The following is a 17,184-nucleotide window of genomic DNA, read 5'->3' on the forward strand; positions in this document are numbered from 1 at the left end:
CCTCTTTGTTAATCGGCAACAGAACGCCAGCGTAGGGTAGGGTCAATTTGGCCGCTGTTGAGCAATTCCTGAATATGAGTAATGCGGCGGTAGCGAGGCCCCTCAAACTCATCGAGAGATAAACCTACTTTGCAAAAGGCTTGATATAGCTCTTGCGCACCTCGACGAGCATCCCATTCAGGCTTAAACTCAGGCACCATCCGGAGGATTTTGCGACAATCAACTCGGTAACAGCGCTTATCAGGTCCAGCATCCTTCGCGTATTCAATTTCACATCCTGGTACCGTTTCCTTAACGATTTCGGCAATCTCTCGAATTCGGTAATTGTCTTCGTTGTGTCCAACATTGAAGGCTTGATTATGAATTGCCTCACGCGGAGCCTGGATCACGGCAATGAATGCTCTGGCAATATCGGCAATGTGAACGATTGGACGCCAGGGAGTCCCATCACTTTTGATATAGACTTTGCCCGTCGTGAATGCCCAAGCCGTCAGGTTATTCAAGACCAGATCAAATCGAATCCGAGGAGAAACTCCATAGGCAGTCGCATTGCGTAGAAAAGTAGGACTGAACTGATCATCTGCCAGCTTAGCAACATCTAACTCGGTCCGCACTTTGGAGAGACCGTAGGGCGTGACAGGATTAAACTCCGACTCTTCGGTTAACCAATCTTCACCGCCTGCTCCGTAGTTACTGCAGGACGAAGAAAACACATAGCGAGTTACCCCAGCGGCTTTCGCTAGTTCAGCCAGTCGGACTGAAGCCAAGTGGTTGATCTGAGCTGTCAGATCGGGATTGAGATCGCCCAAGGGGTCGTTCGATAACCCAGCCAGATGCAGCACGGCATCAAATCCCACCAAGTCGGCCTGCTCTACATCTCGCAGATCCTTGTGAATTTCTGGTACTGGATAGATGCCCTCACCAAAGGTACTACCTCGATAGAGATCGGTGTCGAGTCCAACCACCTCATGCCCCTGAGCCAACAGCATGGGCACCATGAGAGTTCCGATGTAGCCCTTGTGCCCCGTTACCAATACTCGCATCCATTTCCTCCCAAATTTTCCAAGGTGCGTTCCCACTCGCCCAGAGGCTTTCCAGCCGCCGTTTATCGCGCAAAGTATCCATACATTGCCAAAAGCCGGTGTAGCGATAGGCCATCAGCTGTCCGTCTTTTGCTAGCTGTTCCAGCGGCTCTTTCTCCCACTGGGTGTTGTCGCCTTCGATGTAGTCGAACACTCCTGGTTCGAGAACAAAGAAAGCGCCATTGATCCAGCCTTCAAGGGTCTGGGGTTTTTCTGAAAACTCTGTTACCTGATCACCGTCCAGTTCTAAGTGTCCAAAGCGAGCAGGTGGGTGAACGGCTGTTAGGGTAGCGAGTTTACCATGGGACCGATGGAATGCCAACAACTCCTGCAAGTTCAAATTAGAAACCCCGTCTCCCCAGGTCAACATAAAGGTTTCGTTGTTGACGTAGGGTGCTAGTCGCTTGATTCTCCCTCCGGTGTTGCTATACAGTCCTGTATCAATTAAATCAACGGTCCAGTTTGGCTTGTAGCCACCGTGCATTTTGACCGTACCATCTTGCATACTTACAGTCAAATTACTATTTAATGAGCAGTAATCGACCATGTATTTTTTGATAATTTCTGATTTGTAACCTAAGGCAATCAAAAAATCTTTGAAGCCGTAATAGGAATAATGCATCATTATGTGCCAAAGGATGGGCTTTCCACCAATCTCTACCATTGGTTTTGGCTTCTCCACGGTTTCTTCAGATAGGCGTGTGCCAAGTCCGCCTGCAAGTATTGCAACTTTCATAAATTAATCTACCTCCGAGTCAATATTGCAGCAATTGATCGCTGCTGCATGTCAACAAACAAATGATCAGCCAATTTTTCATCGTTCTAAGCCCCTGCCAGATGCTTCTAGAACCAGTTTTCGCAAAACGATCAGGCACTAGGCTAAAAGCCTAGAGCAGCCGCCCTAATTAGCAAAGCTAACCTAATCATTTGAACTAGGGCTGCTTTACCTATTAGCCCAATGGCTAATTTATGACAGAGCACATATGTGGCCGATTAGGTGATCGTCTGAAGGGCGAGTTAATACAACTCAAGTTAACACAACTCATAATTCTCATAATTCTCATAACAATCACTGATTGTGCAAATACAACGTATCGACACGCCAATCAAGTTATTGGGAAGCTAACAGTAAAATCTTGGAAAAAATCAGAACGAACAGAATCGAATCTTATAGAGCTGAAGAGCGCTAAAAACTTGCGATCTGAAGATTAATTTTCAAGCTAAGAATAGTTTGAACAATCAATGCTAAAGCTAAGCTCAATCAGGAGTAGAGAATTAGTCCATCAACCTGAAACAGCACGATTTAGTATGGCGGAAATTGATATGACGGACCGAGATCTATTGAACGAACTCTATTGAACGAACTCATTGTACAAAAATCACAATCAACAGGTGAATCTAACTCGGAATCAGCAGGCACAATGAATGGAACGTTGTTTACCGCTAACTGACTAACGACTGCAGTAAGTCTAAAAGACCTATGCAACTATTCCCTTACTCCTACTTTGACTAATGCGGAATGAATCTAGTTTATCGTAACAGCTAGTACATGAAAAGGTGCTGCAATGCTAAATTCTCGTAAACACAATGAATGTCAGCATAGGTTGCTGAACACGAACCCAGTAAACAGATTGGAGAGAGCCTTTTTGAAGCATGGGCACCACCTTTGCTGTTGATATTGTTTACATTACCACTCGTTTATACAACTCGTATAACAGCTTATAAATTGGACTTGAGTTGAGATGCTGGTAAGTTATCACTGCACTAGGGGCAGTACAAGGTATACGACTCAACTTATTGCGATTTTCATATTAGAATGATTCTGCTTGATAAATTCTTTATGAAGTAATTTAGGCACATGAGTAGTAATACGGTTCGTTAACTGTGTGCTCTATGTGATTTATAAAACACTAGTCCGGACAGTTTTTGAGGCAAGACGTAGACAAACTGGTATTGTTCAGGGGTGTAGTTAATCCAACGGTTCTGAAATGTCATCGCATCATGGAGCACCATCAGAACCTCCGTGAGTGGTTCGCTAGGGGCCTGGTCAAAGAGATTCTGCATGGTTCGGAGCAGACTATCCGCATAAACAGCCGAAGGAGACCCATCATGGAGCCATTGCATGCGACGGAGATCGGGCAGAAGTTGCTCGGCAATTTGTCCCCAGTGGATTTGCTGGGCTTCAGCTTCAGGCTTCAGCTTTTGCTGTAAAGCTTTGATGTAGGCCAGCACTTCCTCCTGGTTCTTAAAAGGCAGTTCACGCAGGTTGTCTAGAACGGCTTGTTCGATGTTCATGGCGATAGCTCAGTGGTGCGATCCTGCTCTCTGATCTTAACCCTTAGTTAAAAAACATCATTCTAGGGATCTCGACCTGGCGTGAGAGTATCGGTGAGGAAGTCATAGTTTGGATCTACGCGATCGTCCCACTCTGGAATGTAATATTGCATTCCCAAGTGAACATTAGGTGCTGGCGGGCAGGGAGGAATGGCTAAATAGTCCTCTGCTGAGGGCTTAATGACTTGTTTAGACGCCTTTTTAGTCGGAGGGATAGACAACCCCAATGTCAACTCTAGCTGGGTTTCCTGCTGGTCGATCACTTCTTGAAAGACGGTCGGCTCCTCATAAACCGCTTTTAATAATTCAGCGTCCTTGCAGACTGCTTCTGCAAATCGTTTGAACAGAAACCCCTTTAACCCAACCAATCCATAGCGATAACGTTTTGCATCAGCATTTGATAGCGGCAATATAATTGCTCCAGCAGTGGTAGAAAAATCAGCTAATTCAGCTTCCCGTTGGCGTAGGCGATCGGCATCCTTAAAGTCTGCCAAGACCAATTGATTCTCGGGTTTAGACTGCTTCTCCCCAGTGCAGGACGTAATAACTAAGACACGGGGATAAGACATTGGGCTTCCTGCTCATACAACTTACGACCTACTAACGTTGCCAGATCAGGTCTACCCGAGTCAATTAAAGCCTTATCTCGAATCCGGCATGAGCGCAATGACCGTATCACCAAGCTCAGATCTGCGCCCCTCGACAGGGATCAATGCCGCTTCCTGATTAAGCCTGTTTGCGATAAGGTCTTCGATCTCAGAATCTTCTACCGGCCTTACCCGCCGAACAAGCTCTATGTTCTTATACTTCGGTTTTGGAACATCCGGCATTACTTCAATGTGAGCGTGAAGATTTATAGGTTCCGAACCATTTACCTTCAAGTTCTCCACATTATCAATATGAAGATGTGGTTCTGCGAGCGGATGAAGTTTGTGCTCCTGTATAGCGGCCGTTACCTTCTCCGGAAGCAACAGCTGAAGAACCTCATTCTTTATCTCGTCCTTATAGCGGACGCGGATCACGTCAAGCGGAGCAAACCCCTTCCGAAATCCGGGCACATTTGCTCCCTTCGCGTAACGCTGACTTACCTTTTCGTAGGCGTCTTTTAATTCAGCACCAGGTATCTCAATTACCAGCTCTTTTCTGGTCGGTGTTATGTCTTTAAGTTCGGTTTTCATTTACTAAAAAGAGAATAGCGCGTCGATCAATGGTTGTCAGTTGGGGTCATCCGGTTTCCGACAAAGATAGCTTACATTCGGTGCGAGCCGAAGAAAATGATCGGCCTGATCTGTCAACGCCTGACAAACCTTGGCCGACCGCTTTCGGATCAAATTCTTTGGTGCCGAGGGCGAGACTCGAACTCGCACGTCTTTCAACGCCAGATCCTAAGTCTGGTGCGTCTGCCAATTTCGCCACCTCGGCTTAACGTTTTTAAATTCTGGAGCCTGCTTGTTCGATTGTCAAACACAATGCAGCTGCCGGACATCTTCGCCACCGCTTACACATTCGCGCCACCGTGTTGTTCGAAAAAGCTACTTGTTCAAATATTTTTTCTCGTATTCATCCCAGCTTAGGTCAAAATCGCGGTCGCCCAGTTCGGTCCGGGCTGAGCCTGCTCCAACGTATTTGTCCTCTGCTTTTCGAAACAGTCTATACGCGCCGTAACCGATGCCGCCGATAACTGCGATCCATAAACCGTACCAAAGCAAAGACGTTACAATGCCGAGCAACCAAAAGAACAACATCACGCCCAATATTATCCCCAATATTGCCAGAATTATTTTGATAATGTTCATCACCAAAAAACCTCCGTTAGCAGTATTATACGATGCATTGTGAGATCTGTTCCGACTATCGATCTTTATAGAACTCATGAGCAGCTATAGAATAAGCTTTGCCAAATGCAGTTCTAGCTTTTAGTTATTTAGTTATTCCGGAACAGACGGCGCGGAATGGGTTAATGCAGGTCTTTGTTCTATAATCGAGCTTCCACATTTGGCAGACGAAGTCGGCCCGAAAAGTCTCAGTAAATAGAAATGAGCGGCATTCCACTTACCATATTGGCAGAAAAACTAAACGCCTCGTTGTTCGGCAAGAGCGATGGCGATGTAACCAATGTAACGCACGATTCAAGGCAGGCCAGTGAAGGCACCATTTTTGTCGCGATAAAGGGCTCCACAGTTGACGGGCATCGCTTTGTGGGAGACGTAATGAGGCGCGGCGCAGCCGGGGTAATCTCCGAATTTGAGGCTCCCGATGCATTCGACGGAGCTTGGCTGCAGGTCGCGAATGCCCGTGTTGCGTTGGCAAAGGCAGCTTCCCTGGTCAATGATGATCCTTCGCATAAGCTTGACCTGATCGGCATTACGGGGACCAACGGCAAGACAACTACTACGTATCTTTGCTATGCCTTGGCAGAAGCTGAGGGCATTAAACCCGCAATGCTTACAACGGTCGAATATCGTATTGGCGACCGCACCGAAGAAGCGGTCCGGACAACCCCTGAAGCGAGCGACACCAACAGATTTCTCAAACAAGCAGTTGAGGAAGGCTGCGGCTTCGCGGCAATGGAAGCCTCATCGCAGGCCATCGATCTGCACCGCTGCGATTGGCTTCGGTTTCGTGTTGCCATTTTCACGAACCTTAGCCGCGATCATCTGGATTACCATCTGACGATGGAAAACTATTTCGACGCGAAGAAGAAACTCTTCGACGGACGTTTGGGTGAGAGACCCGGTTCGTGCGTGGTGAACATTGATGACGATTGGGGGATAAGATTGGCCGATGAATTAAGAGCGAATGGCCAAAAGGTAATGACCTTCTCGCAGAACTTGGACAAGAATGCCGACCTTTCAGGTGACGATATAAACGTCTCGTTATTGCAAGGGACCTCTTTTTTATTGAAAACACCGATCGGAGAACGAAAGATCACATCTCCGCTTGTCGGACGTCCGCACGTTTACAATATGCTTGCTGCGTCGGCCGCAGCCCTCGAACTCGGATATGGTCTCGACAGTATCGTTAAAGGTATCTCACGGTGCGTCGGGGCACCGGGGCGATTCGAACGAGTCTCACATCCGGGCAACTTCGCGGTGATCGTTGATTATGCCCATACGGATGATGCCCTTTTGAATACGTTGAAAACAGCAAAGGAATTAGCAACCGCAAGAATTATCACAGTCTTTGGCTGCGGCGGTGACCGGGACAAAACCAAGCGCGAGCCTATGGGCCGTATTGCCGGTGAATACAGCGACCTCGCCATCATCACCTCAGATAATCCGCGCACTGAAGACCCTCTAAAGATCATTTCTGAGATCGAGGTCGGAGTGAAAGCCTCAGGTGGTAATTACGTTGCGATATCCGATCGCCGAGAAGCCATCCGCCTTGCTATAAATGCCGCAGCCCCCAATGATGTTGTCATCATCGCCGGCAAAGGTCACGAAAATTATCAGATCATCGGAAATGATAAGTTTCACTTTGATGATCGGGAAGTGGCCTTAGAAGCAATTGAAGATCGGAAAGACAAGTGATCAGGTTTCCAAGGTGAAGGGATTAAAGTCGGTTTCGGTGTCGAAATAATCCTCATTCTCAGCTTTTTTCAAAAAACCAACGATCAGATATGTGAATGGTGTAGCTATGACTTCCCATAGAACCTTCAATATATAGTTCCCAACCATCACGCTGATCAATTGTTCGTTTGACCACGTTCCGAAGAATGCCACCGGATAGAAGATGAGCGTATCTGCAACCTCACCGCAGATGGTTGAACCTATGGTCCGCGTCCAAAGAAATCTGCCTGCGGTCAAAATCTTCATTTTTGCCATCACGAAGGAATTGACAAATTCCCCTGCCCAGAAGCCAAGTAATGAAGCTAACGCGATACGCGGCGTCTGCGTAAAGATTAACTCGATCGCCTGAACCTGTTCTGGCGACATCGTTCGAGCTATCGGAAGCTGCACAACGACCGTCGCCATTAACGAAGCAAAGATCAACGCCGCAAAACCTGCCCAGATCACCCTCCGCGACCGAGCATACCCGTAAACCTCGGTGAGGATATCACCAAAAAGATAGCTGATCGGAAAGAAAAGAACTCCCGCGCCGTAAATGTACTCGCCATAATACGGCAGATCGATTGTCGAGACCTTATGAACACCGATAAGATTTGAGCAAAGCAGCACGGTAACGAACGCCGCCATCAGAAGGTCATAGTATTTATAACGCCTTGCCTGCATCGCACGGATTTTAACAAACACAAAAGCGCAAAAAAACACGAGCCGGAGAATACCTCCCACAGCCCGTGTCATACTATATATAAAGATATTGGCTTTACCCAGGACCTATTGGATCTCGGCTACATGCTTCGTAAGACGGGATTTGTATCTGGCTGCCGTGTTCTTATGAAGGATGCCCTTGTTCACCATTTTATCGATGATAGAGACGGTTGGCGTGAGCAATTCGCTGCTTCCGGCTTTATCGTGCCCAGCGATGGCCGCCCGCAATTTCTTGATCTGCGTGCGCAGCCTGCTGCGATTGCTTCTATTTATCTCATTTCGTCGGGCGTTCTGCCTTATCCGCTTCTCTGCTGATTTATGATTTGCCATCTATAACTTTTGATCTGACTGAATAATTTGTCTTTATTCTTATGGAACAAACTTAGAATTGTATAATTTATGCCTGCTAGAAGTCAACCTTGGACAGCCCTCTGAGAGTGTATCCGTCGTTATCAGGAACAGAACATCTCTCTTACAAAAGTGCGGTTAATACTGGGATCTAATTTTTGCTGATCTGCACTTCACCCTCCGATAGTATGGTAATCTGATCGGTAATAGATCAGCGGCTCGCCATCCCGGATCCTTACCGATTCTACCTGACCAACGAAGATAGTGTGGTCGCCCCCAACATAACTTTCTTTTAGAGAGCACTCAATATTGACAAGGCAGTGTTCCAACAGCGGCACCCCATTTTCTGAGAGCGAGAATTCGGCGGCAGCAAGTTTGTCATCGGAGTTAGTTGCAAAATGTTCGGACAACCATGCCTGTTCCGTCGATAGTATGTTCACGCCAAATACGTTGCTTTCAAGAAACGCGTAGTGGCTGCCGGTGGCCGACTCAACCAATGCAGCCATCGTCAGGAAGAGAGCATTGCAGCATTATCGCGTCCGGCCTTAAAAGTTCATCGCGGTAGTCTGCGTAGCTCCACGGGCTGAGTCCGCACTCCGCTTGGAGTTGAATTATCTCCCTTATGTGCCCCGAGCCGACAGTTTTTACCGGAAATGCCTCCATTTAAGTTAAAAGAGGCTGTTGCTCCTCTTAGGATTGCGCAGGTAGATCGGAGAAAACGGCGACCGCAAACCCACGTTATCGCAGTGCAAGCCAATAAACTCTGCCATATTAATTCCTATATCGATCACTTTTGTTTGCAGGAGTTTTTCATTAAGAATCAATGCCATATCGGAATGTGCGGCAATTGATATCGACCGGTTCTGTCCGACGAATGTAACAAAGTCGTCAAGATTCATGACATTCCCTAACACATCGGCGGCCTCCTCGCCGTTGTTCGATCCGAATTTGAACGCTACCTCATTACGTCCCATCGGGACAGCGGAACATAGCGATTCACCATTATGACGCGATGCTATGATCGCATCCAGTACAGAAACGCCGATGATCTCAACGTCCTTGGCTTTGCCCAAGCCTAACGCGGTTGCGATGCCGATCCTAATACCTGTAAAACTTCCCGGTCCTCGCGAAACAGCGATCTTTTCGACCTCGTCTAGTTCCATCTGAGCTGAAGCCAAAAGCTGGCGGATCGAGGGTATGATCTTTTCGGCACGTGAAACATCTTCGGAGCCTGTACTTTTGGCTACTACATCCGTTCCGCGTAGGAGCGCAAGGCTTCCGCCGCGGATGGCGGTCTCGATCGCAAGAGTGATCTGATCCGGATTGTGTGTCTGCTGATCCAAGCTATCGTTTTCTGGTTGCGACGGTGAAGATGCGTCCCAGCGAAGGAGACGCCCGGTGCACCATATTCCGTAACTGTATCAGTCCGCGTGGGCAATCGTCTATCGAAGCCTCCATCTCAATGGTTGCCTGAATAGGGTTTGGCGGGATGCGTTTGCGTAACTGACGAATAAAGAGCTTTGGATCGCCGAGGCACGTTTGCAGAGGCTGAAGCCTTTCGCCGCGGGGCCATTCGCGTTCGAGCGTTGCTGTGATCCATTTTGGGATTTTCGATGCCTCATCGCGAAATGGGAGATCGCTGATATCTAATCCGAGATACTTGTGAGCTAAACCGATCGCACATATCACCCAGCCGCGACGCGTATCGCTTACAACATCAAGACATTTAGACCAGTCAAAGTCCGCCGGGCGATTCGCGACAGCGTAGTAGATGTCCCACAGCCTTTCCTTGTTTTCACCGCCGTCATTCAGCCAGTGTGTCGCAATGATGCGGAGATGATCTTCTGGGCACGGGACCTTAACCCGGACATTTTCGATCTCGACCGTGATCGCTCTAGATAAATGTTGCTTCCACGGAAGCGTGTCCAGATGACGGAATTCTGAGTGGAGGTCGATACCGTTAAGCGAGCTTTTCGCCCCTTTGCAAATCTCCTCGACCTTTTCAAAGTCATTGCTGCCAACCGCGATATCAATATCTGCATAGGTGCGTGGCGAATCCGCAGGGTAGGATCTGGCGGCCCCCCAACCTTTGAACATAATGAATTCGACATTGTGAGAATGCAGTTCGTCGGCAATGGATGCGATGCGGTGTTCCATCCGCTTCGCCATGAGCAGGTTCCATCGAAGATCGTCCGTCAATGTTCGCCCCATATCGATCCTCAGGAAACTTTATTACCGGAAGTATATGAATTTTAGGCAATGAATACACCCAAAGCAAAATCCAAAGGCGGCAGGAATTTTCTAACTCCCTGCCGCCACGTATCTTTCTAAAATTATCTTTTCAAGTTTTCAGTTACAAACCATATCCGGCAATGCTGGCGCACAAATAGCATCGGTATTACAACATACAGTCGAAGGACAGCCCCCCATTGAGGCACATTCACTGGAGCTTAAGCATTGACAAGACACGCTCGCCAAGGCGCTTGAAGGAGCACCGAGCGATGCAATGATCGGAAGGGCTATAACCGAAGCCAAACCTATTTTCTTTAGAACCTCGCGGCGTGTTTGGCCGCCAAAATCGGCTTTGATCTTTGTTTCAAGGAGGTCATTCTCATTCAGCTGATCGATCGCCAACCAGACCATTTCATCCGAGACCTTGCTTCCGGTCTGTGCCTCAAGGATCGCCGCTATATCAGAGATAGAATTAGTACCGGTACAAGACTGCCAAACTGTTGCGGCTGTTTTATTAAGGCAGTGGGCTTTGTTCGCGTCCAGATCATAAACCAGCACCTCGTCGGGGACTTCCTGGACAACCAGACCCGTCTTTCGAGCAGTTGGGAATTGCGAATTACTCATCTTTTCCTCCAATCACAGCTCAACACTATATTTGTTGAGCCAATTAAGTTTATACAAATAGTTAAGGTGAAACACTAAGCCGAGCTAATTATTGCACGTTTCTAAATGCAATTTCAATACTCTCAGCAATAAATTACTGTAAACAAAGGAATTCGCTAAGCTCAATGCCGCTTGGGGAACGCACCAGAACCCGACGAATTCGCTGGAAAGAGACGGTAATGATCGACCGCTACTTTCGCATGTTTGCTAAATGTCCTGCAAAACTAACATTTTTCGGGAGTTACGTCAAACATTTTTTTTCCACAACGTCCCAAATTTGGTTAAACAACGAATAAATGCCGCTTTCCTGATACCTGTCAAAACAATAGCCCCAATTCCTATCAGATCGCTGACCTGTAACGTTCTATTGCCGTATCGAGCGAGTATTCTGATTCTGCTGCTTGTCTGGCCCTCAAGCCCATTTCGGCATATTTGTCATGTTCAGAAACGATCTGCTGAATAGTGACGTAGAGTTCTTCAGGTTTTTGCGGAAAAACTGACCAACCCACGGCATTTTCTTTGACCACAAGGTCAATCTCCGATCCGGGCTCGGTTATCGCCAGTATAGGCTTTCCGGCCGCAAGGATGTTATAGGTCCGGCTTGGCATAGAAACCCCTTTCATATTGCTGACCAGCGAAACGATCGCTATATCACAGGCATTCAAAAACTCCTGCTGCTCGCTTCTGGGACGCGGGTCCAAAATCGTAACATTCTCCAAACCATTCGCCGCCACTTCCCTTTCCAGCCATTTTCGCTTCACACCGCTTCCCAGGAAAACAAAATGCGGTTTCTGTTGGCCTTCGTCCTGGAGTCTTTTCGCACATTCAATGAGGCTCTCCATATCGTTCGGATATCCCATATTCCCCGCATAAAGAAAGATCACTTTTTCTTGGATACCGAGTTCTTTGATCAGCGTGTTTTCCTCCCTTGGAGCCGGCGAGACTGTCTCCAGCTCCGCCCAGTTCGGGATGTAAACGATCGGGATATCGAGACCGTGAGTCTTGTGCCTCGTCATCTCTTCCATATCCCGGCCTACCACAATGATCTTTGCACAATGCTTGTAAAGCCAGCGGTTAGCGACGGAAGCGGTCTTAAAAAAAAGCGATTCGGGGCGCGTTTTGCGGGCGGCAACCAAGATCTCCGGATAGCTGTCGTGTATCAATAGAGTGTATCCGGCTCCTTTGATCAGCGACGCTATCGCAACAACGAAAGGCATTGTCGGCGGCGTCGTTACTACAAGCACTTTGTCTCCGCGTCGAAACCTGCGTAGTGCGGCGAAAAATACGCTCGCACCTAGCGTCAACATATTCACGACGCGCAATGGAATAACATTCTTATCAAATGTAGTGCCAAAAACACGAAAGATCTCCACGTTTTTGTGGAGTTCTCGCTTCGAAAAACGCATTCCGCGCTTCGAATATGTCGGCTGACCGCAAAGCACCTTAACATCAAGATCGCCGGCGAGTCCTTCCGCGATCCGTGTCAGATAATAGCCGGTTGAAGTGTCCTCCGGATAATAAAGCTCCGATACGACCCAAAGTCGTTTCCTTTTATTCTCTTGTTCGGACATCAAGAAAGCGGTTTAATTTAACGCGGCCCAGTTTGATATATTCGTGTCGTGTCTCCAAGATTTTAAGCTTTGATAGCGTCTATTTCAAACAGCTTTCAGATGCTCTATGAAGGTTTTATTCCCAGTTCAGGTTTTTTATCCATCGCAAGCCGGCGGTCCGGCAAATACCGTCTTTTGGCTAGCGAAACACCTGAAAGCAAATGGCTTCGAGCCAACCATCGTATCAACAGATATGGGCATCAATGGCACATCCCCCCTGAATGAATGGGTTGAAACCGAAGCCGGACGCACGATTTATGTCCAGACACGACAACAGTATTTTCCCCTTCGACAAACTTTCATCTCGTTACGGGAGCTTTACTCTGCGGACATAGTGCACCTTTCTTCCTTATTGTTCCCGACCGCGTTTATTACTGGCATATTTGCGAGACTTTTCGGGAAAAAGATAGCGTGGTCGCCGCAGGACGGTTGAGATCGACCCCAATAACGCAGCTGCCTGGTTCGAGATCGGTGTGGCCCAATACAACTCAGGAGATTATGCCGGGGCGCTCGCGAGTTACCAGAATGCTGTAAGGATAGATCCTGACAATCCGGTGGCTAATGCAAACCTTGCTAGTACTTTCCGCCAGTTGGAGCGGTTTGCCGAAGCCAATGCTGCATACCGAAAGGCGGAGCCGGGTAACGAGAAGAATCCTGATCTTTACAGCGAATGGGGTTTTTGTCTTGGCAAGACGAGCGAATGGGACAAGGCCGTGGCTCGATTGAACCAAGCTCGTGTACTCAGCCCGTCGGCAGTCGATAATACAAATTTAGGTTGGGCGTATTACAACGCTGCACGTCAGGATCAGGCCGCAGGCCGCGTAGCGGAGGCCAAGGAAAAGCTTGAACTCGCACGGCAATATCTTCAGACGGCGGTATCACTTGACCCAAAGCTTGACGCTGCCTATTTGAATCTGGGGTCAACGAATAATTCCCTTGGCGACCACGAAGCCGCAGTTGAAGCTCTAAATATTGCGTTAAGCCTAAGGCGCGACTGGGTCATCGCGATGAATCAGCTTGGTATTGGATATAAAGGGCTTAAAAACTTCGCCGCGGCGATAGATGTTTTGCGTCGAGTTACTACGCTTGATTCGCGAAATGTTTTCGGATTATACAGCCTAGGCGAGGTCTATCATCTTAGCGGCAACTCCAAGGAAGCTAAGAAGATACAAGCGCAGTTGAAGAAAATAGACCCTGCGTTCGCGAGCCGACTTGATGACGTTTTCAAGGGAAGGGCCGTTGTTGATGATGCAAAACGAAAGATCGAGAGCAAGGTTCCCAGAATACCGGGAAGGCCTTTCTAAACAGTATTTTTCACCCTAGCTATGGCGGTCTTCGGGCCGCCTTTTTTGTTCTGTCTGGCATTAGATTCGATCTGTGAAATCTGTATAATCGAGAGTTTAGAAAAATGCCGCGACGAACAGATATTCACAAGATCCTTATAATCGGTTCAGGTCCTATCGTTATCGGCCAGGCTTGCGAGTTCGATTATTCGGGGACGCAGGCCTGTCGAGCTTTAAAGCAGGAAGGCTTTGAGGTCGTACTTGTAAATTCTAATCCGGCAACGATAATGACGGATCCTGAGATAGCCGACAGAACCTATGTTGAACCGCTGACGCTTGAATCAGCTACTGCCATCATTGAAAAAGAACGTCCCGACGCATTATTGCCAACTGTCGGCGGACAGACAGGGTTAAATCTTTCGGTCGAGCTTTATGAGAAGGGAATTCTGGATAAAGTTGGGGTCAAATTGATCGGGGCGAATGTTGACGCGATAAAAATAGGCGAAGATCGCGAGCTGTTCAAAAATGCTATGGACGAGATCGGCGTGCCAAGCTGCAAAGGCGGGTTCGCTCATACTTGGGAAGAAGCTCAGAAGATCGTCGAAGAGACTGGCTACCCGGCCATAATTAGGCCGGCATTTACACTCGGCGGAACCGGCGGCGGAACCGCATATAATCCTGAAGAATTTGAAGAGATAGCAAAGGGCGGACTCGCTGCCTCGCCTGTGTCTCAGATACTCGTCGAAGAATCTATCCTCGGCTGGAAAGAATATGAGCTCGAGGTGATGCGCGACCTGAACGACAACGTTGTAATTATCTGCTCGATCGAGAATTTTGACCCGATGGGGGTACACACTGGCGATTCGATCACAGTTGCTCCGGCACAGACACTTTCGGACGTCGAATATCAGAATCTCCGAGATATGTCGATCAAATGTATTCGGAAGGTCGGTGTTGAGACCGGAGGATCGAATATCCAGTTCGCAGTAAATCCGGCCAACGGCGATGTGCGGATAATCGAAATGAATCCGCGGGTTTCGCGTTCATCCGCTCTTGCATCAAAGGCGACGGGATTTCCAATAGCGAAGATCGCAGCGAAACTTGCGGTAGGTTATACGCTCGACGAGATCCCGAATGACATTACGAAGAAAACCCCTGCTTCGTTTGAGCCCACTATCGACTACGTAGTAACAAAAATACCGAAATGGGCTTTTGAGAAGTTTCCTGGTGCAGAAGACGTACTTGGAACTCAGATGAAGTCAGTGGGCGAAGTTATGGCGATCGGGCGCACCTTCAAGGAGAGCTTGTTCAAGGGCCTCCGTTCGCTGGAGGCGGTTAAGCCGCTCAGATTGGTCGATGTTTCGAATGAAGAGCTTCAGCGAAAGCTCGCACGTCCGAATTCGCAGCGGTTTTCGTATCTAACGTACGCATTGCAGAATGGATATTCGATCGAAGAGATCCATCGCCTCACAATGATCGATCCGTGGTTCCTGGACCAACTCGCACAGGTTATGGAATTACAGAGATCATTGGATACAAAGGAGCTTAGGGATTATTCCTTAGACGAATTACGCTTGGCAAAAGAATTCGGGCTTTCGGATCGGCGACTTTCATTTATGACCGGGACCGATGAGGTCAGTATTCGTGAACATCGTAAAGCGGCAGATATAACGCCGGTTTACAAACGGGTTGATACCTGCGGCGCGGAATTCGAATCTTTCACGCCTTATCTTTATTCGACATACGAGGAAGAATGCGAATCTGAACCCACAGATCAGCGAAAAATAATGATCCTCGGCAGCGGGCCGAACCGGATCGGACAGGGAATTGAATTCGACTACTGTTGTTGTCACGCGAGCTTTGCTCTGCGCGACGCTGGTTTTGAGACGATAATGGTCAACTGCAACCCAGAGACCGTTTCGACTGATTACGATACCTCGGACCGGCTCTATTTTGAGCCACTTACGTTCGAGGACGTAATGAATATTGTTGATGTCGAACGGCCCGAAGGTGTGATCGTCCAGTTCGGCGGCCAAACGCCGCTGAATCTCGCCGACAAATTACATGCTGCGGGCGTTCCGATCATAGGAACCTCGCCGGATTCGATCGATCTTGCCGAGGATCGCAAACGCTTTTCGGCATTGCTAAAAGAACTCAACATCCCGCAGCCTGCAAATGGAACTGCAACCTCGGCGGAAGAGGCGAAAGCGATCGCCAACGAGATCGGCTATCCGGTCGTCGTGCGGCCGAGTTTTGTGCTTGGCGGGCGAGCGATGGCTATAGTCTATGATGAGGCTTCGCTGGATGAATATATGCGGACGGCGGTTGATTCCTCTCCGGAAAAGCCGATACTGGTGGATAAATTTCTTGAACGAGCGGCCGAGATCGACGTGGATGCGTTAGCTGACAGTACGTCGGTTGTCATTGCCGGAATTCAGGCCCATATCGAAGAAGCGGGAATTCATTCAGGCGATTCCTCGAGCGTTTTGCCGGCCCAACGCATAGCTCCGGAACTGCTCGAAACGATCCAGCATTACACCGTCTTGCTTGCTCGGGCGTTAAAGGTTACAGGCCTAATGAACATTCAGTTTGCTATCCAGAGCGACCGCGTTTATGTGCTTGAGGTCAATCCGCGGGCCTCGCGAACGGTGCCTTTCGTTGCGAAGGCCACAGGCGTGCCGATAGCAAAGATCGCCTCGCTTGTGATGGCCGGAAGCAAAACGCTGGCAGATTTTGCCTTGCCTGACGTGTTGCCGGTGCCGCAGGTCTTTGTAAAATCTCCGGTGTTCCCGTTCAAAAAGTTCGCCGGTGTCGATCCCATTCTTGGCCCGGAAATGCATTCGACCGGTGAGGTAATGGGCGTCGGTTCCACCTTTGGCGAAGCCTATGGCAAGGCAATGGAGGGTGCCGGCCTAATATTGCCGCTCACAGGCAAAGCATTTATTTCCGTAACAAATGCGGACAAAGGCCAGGCTGTTATCCTCGCCCGCCGATTGAACAAACTAGGCTTCGATCTTGTAGCGACACACGGCACGGCGATCCGCTTGCGTGAGGTCGGGCTTGAATGCGAGAGCGTGTTCAAGGTGAACGAGGGCCGTCCGAACATTGCCGACCTTATCAGACAGGGAGACATTGCCCTGATCATAAACACGCCTCTTGGGAAAACCTCTCGTTACGATGAACAGGCCATTCGCAAGGCTGCACTTCAGTTCAATGTTCCGTGTGTAACGACCATAACCGGAGCCGAGGCACTTGTTGAAGCAATTGCTACAAAGTCTTCTCAGGATCAAGTCGTCGTCCGAAGTCTTCAGGAGATACATGTTGGGCGGCACAAAAGCGCGGAACGAACCATCTGAACGTA

At 48.6% G+C, this 17,184-nt stretch carries 19 protein-coding genes and 1 tRNA gene; 4 read left to right on the forward strand and 16 right to left on the reverse strand.

From position 1 onward, the window contains the following. Positions 1-8: 8 nt before the first annotated feature. The 8 genes from JVX88_RS11330 to JVX88_RS11365 form a co-directional block, all read right to left on the reverse strand. Positions 9-1,043: an NAD-dependent epimerase/dehydratase family protein gene (locus tag JVX88_RS11330; protein WP_211627406.1), complete on the reverse strand. Its 1,035-nt coding sequence runs from the start codon at positions 1,041-1,043 to the stop codon at positions 9-11. Continuing rightward, positions 967-1,818, reverse strand: coding sequence for a glucose-1-phosphate cytidylyltransferase (rfbF, locus tag JVX88_RS11335; protein WP_211627407.1), 852 nt, complete (start codon positions 1,816-1,818; stop codon positions 967-969). Before rfbF ends, JVX88_RS11330 begins: the two co-directional genes overlap by 77 nt. 1,142 nt (positions 1,819-2,960) lie before the next feature. Further along, positions 2,961-3,377: a hypothetical protein gene (locus JVX88_RS11340; RefSeq protein WP_211627408.1), complete on the reverse strand. Its 417-nt coding sequence runs from the start codon at positions 3,375-3,377 to the stop codon at positions 2,961-2,963. A 62-nt stretch (positions 3,378-3,439) separates the two neighbouring features. After that, positions 3,440-3,985 (reverse strand): hypothetical protein, encoded by a 546-nt coding sequence (locus JVX88_RS11345; RefSeq protein ID WP_211627409.1) that lies wholly within the window; start codon positions 3,983-3,985, stop codon positions 3,440-3,442. Between the two features lie 72 nt (positions 3,986-4,057). Next, positions 4,058-4,594 carry a trigger factor gene (locus JVX88_RS11350; protein WP_211627410.1) on the reverse strand — a complete coding sequence of 179 codons (537 nt, stop codon included), beginning with the start codon at positions 4,592-4,594 and terminating at the stop codon, positions 4,058-4,060. A gap of 36 nt (positions 4,595-4,630) precedes the next feature. Continuing rightward, positions 4,631-4,792, reverse strand: coding sequence for a hypothetical protein (locus JVX88_RS11355; RefSeq protein ID WP_211627411.1), 162 nt, complete (start codon positions 4,790-4,792; stop codon positions 4,631-4,633). Then, positions 4,754-4,838, reverse strand: a tRNA-Leu gene (locus JVX88_RS11360). The genes JVX88_RS11355 and JVX88_RS11360 overlap by 39 nt, the downstream gene beginning before the upstream one ends. A 110-nt stretch (positions 4,839-4,948) precedes the next feature. Continuing rightward, positions 4,949-5,212, reverse strand: coding sequence for a hypothetical protein (locus JVX88_RS11365; protein WP_211627412.1), 264 nt, complete (start codon positions 5,210-5,212; stop codon positions 4,949-4,951). A 240-nt stretch (positions 5,213-5,452) separates the two neighbouring features. Here JVX88_RS11365 and JVX88_RS11370 point away from each other — a divergent pair, with 240 nt between their 5' ends. After that, on the forward strand, positions 5,453-6,946 hold the full coding sequence (locus tag JVX88_RS11370) for a UDP-N-acetylmuramoyl-L-alanyl-D-glutamate--2,6-diaminopimelate ligase (RefSeq protein ID WP_211627413.1): 1,494 nt from the start codon (positions 5,453-5,455) through the stop codon (positions 6,944-6,946). Here JVX88_RS11370 and JVX88_RS11375 read toward each other — a convergent pair whose 3' ends face one another. The 8 genes from JVX88_RS11375 to JVX88_RS11410 all read right to left on the reverse strand — a co-directional run bounded on the left by JVX88_RS11375 (position 6,947) and on the right by JVX88_RS11410 (position 12,501). After that, positions 6,947-7,720 carry a queuosine precursor transporter gene (locus JVX88_RS11375; RefSeq protein ID WP_263975494.1) on the reverse strand — a complete coding sequence of 258 codons (774 nt, stop codon included), beginning with the start codon at positions 7,718-7,720 and terminating at the stop codon, positions 6,947-6,949. A 33-nt stretch (positions 7,721-7,753) separates the two neighbouring features. Then, the gene (gene rpsT / locus JVX88_RS44005; RefSeq protein ID WP_211627414.1) at positions 7,754-8,017 is read right to left on the reverse strand and encodes a 30S ribosomal protein S20; all 264 of its coding nucleotides are present in this window, start codon (positions 8,015-8,017) and stop codon (positions 7,754-7,756) included. A gap of 191 nt (positions 8,018-8,208) precedes the next feature. Next, positions 8,209-8,541: a flavin reductase family protein gene (locus JVX88_RS11385; protein ID WP_211627415.1), complete on the reverse strand. Its 333-nt coding sequence runs from the start codon at positions 8,539-8,541 to the stop codon at positions 8,209-8,211. Continuing rightward, on the reverse strand, positions 8,525-8,698 hold the full coding sequence (locus tag JVX88_RS11390; protein ID WP_211627416.1) for a hypothetical protein: 174 nt from the start codon (positions 8,696-8,698) through the stop codon (positions 8,525-8,527). Before JVX88_RS11390 ends, JVX88_RS11385 begins: the two co-directional genes overlap by 17 nt. A 5-nt stretch (positions 8,699-8,703) precedes the next feature. Next, on the reverse strand, positions 8,704-9,378 hold the full coding sequence (gene tsaB / locus JVX88_RS11395) for a tRNA (adenosine(37)-N6)-threonylcarbamoyltransferase complex dimerization subunit type 1 TsaB (protein ID WP_211627417.1): 675 nt from the start codon (positions 9,376-9,378) through the stop codon (positions 8,704-8,706). A gap of 1 nt (position 9,379) precedes the next feature. After that, a complete protein-coding gene (locus JVX88_RS11400; protein WP_211627418.1) occupies positions 9,380-10,246 on the reverse strand; it encodes a nucleotidyltransferase family protein in 867 nt (288 codons plus the stop codon). 138 nt (positions 10,247-10,384) lie between these two features. Further along, entirely contained in the window at positions 10,385-10,891 is a 507-nt protein-coding gene (locus JVX88_RS11405; RefSeq protein ID WP_211627419.1) for a PqqD family protein, read from the reverse strand. A gap of 380 nt (positions 10,892-11,271) precedes the next feature. Next, positions 11,272-12,501, reverse strand: a complete 1,230-nt coding sequence (locus JVX88_RS11410; protein ID WP_211627420.1) for a glycosyltransferase family 4 protein — start codon at positions 12,499-12,501, stop codon at positions 11,272-11,274. 106 nt (positions 12,502-12,607) lie between these two features. On the opposite strand from JVX88_RS11410, the gene JVX88_RS11415 reads away from it, so the two are divergent. From JVX88_RS11415 to carB, 3 genes are all read left to right on the forward strand, one after another. Continuing rightward, a complete protein-coding gene (locus JVX88_RS11415) occupies positions 12,608-12,973 on the forward strand; it encodes a hypothetical protein (RefSeq protein WP_211627421.1) in 366 nt (121 codons plus the stop codon). 1 nt (position 12,974) lies between these two features. Further along, complete coding sequence (locus JVX88_RS11420; RefSeq protein WP_225931541.1) at positions 12,975-13,844, forward strand: tetratricopeptide repeat protein; 870 nt, start codon at positions 12,975-12,977, stop codon at positions 13,842-13,844. A gap of 104 nt (positions 13,845-13,948) precedes the next feature. Then, positions 13,949-17,179, forward strand: a complete 3,231-nt coding sequence (gene carB / locus JVX88_RS11425; RefSeq protein WP_211627423.1) for a carbamoyl-phosphate synthase large subunit — start codon at positions 13,949-13,951, stop codon at positions 17,177-17,179. Positions 17,180-17,184: the final 5 nt, after the last annotated feature.

The sequence above is a fragment of the Leptolyngbya sp. 7M genome, from assembly GCF_018128485.1.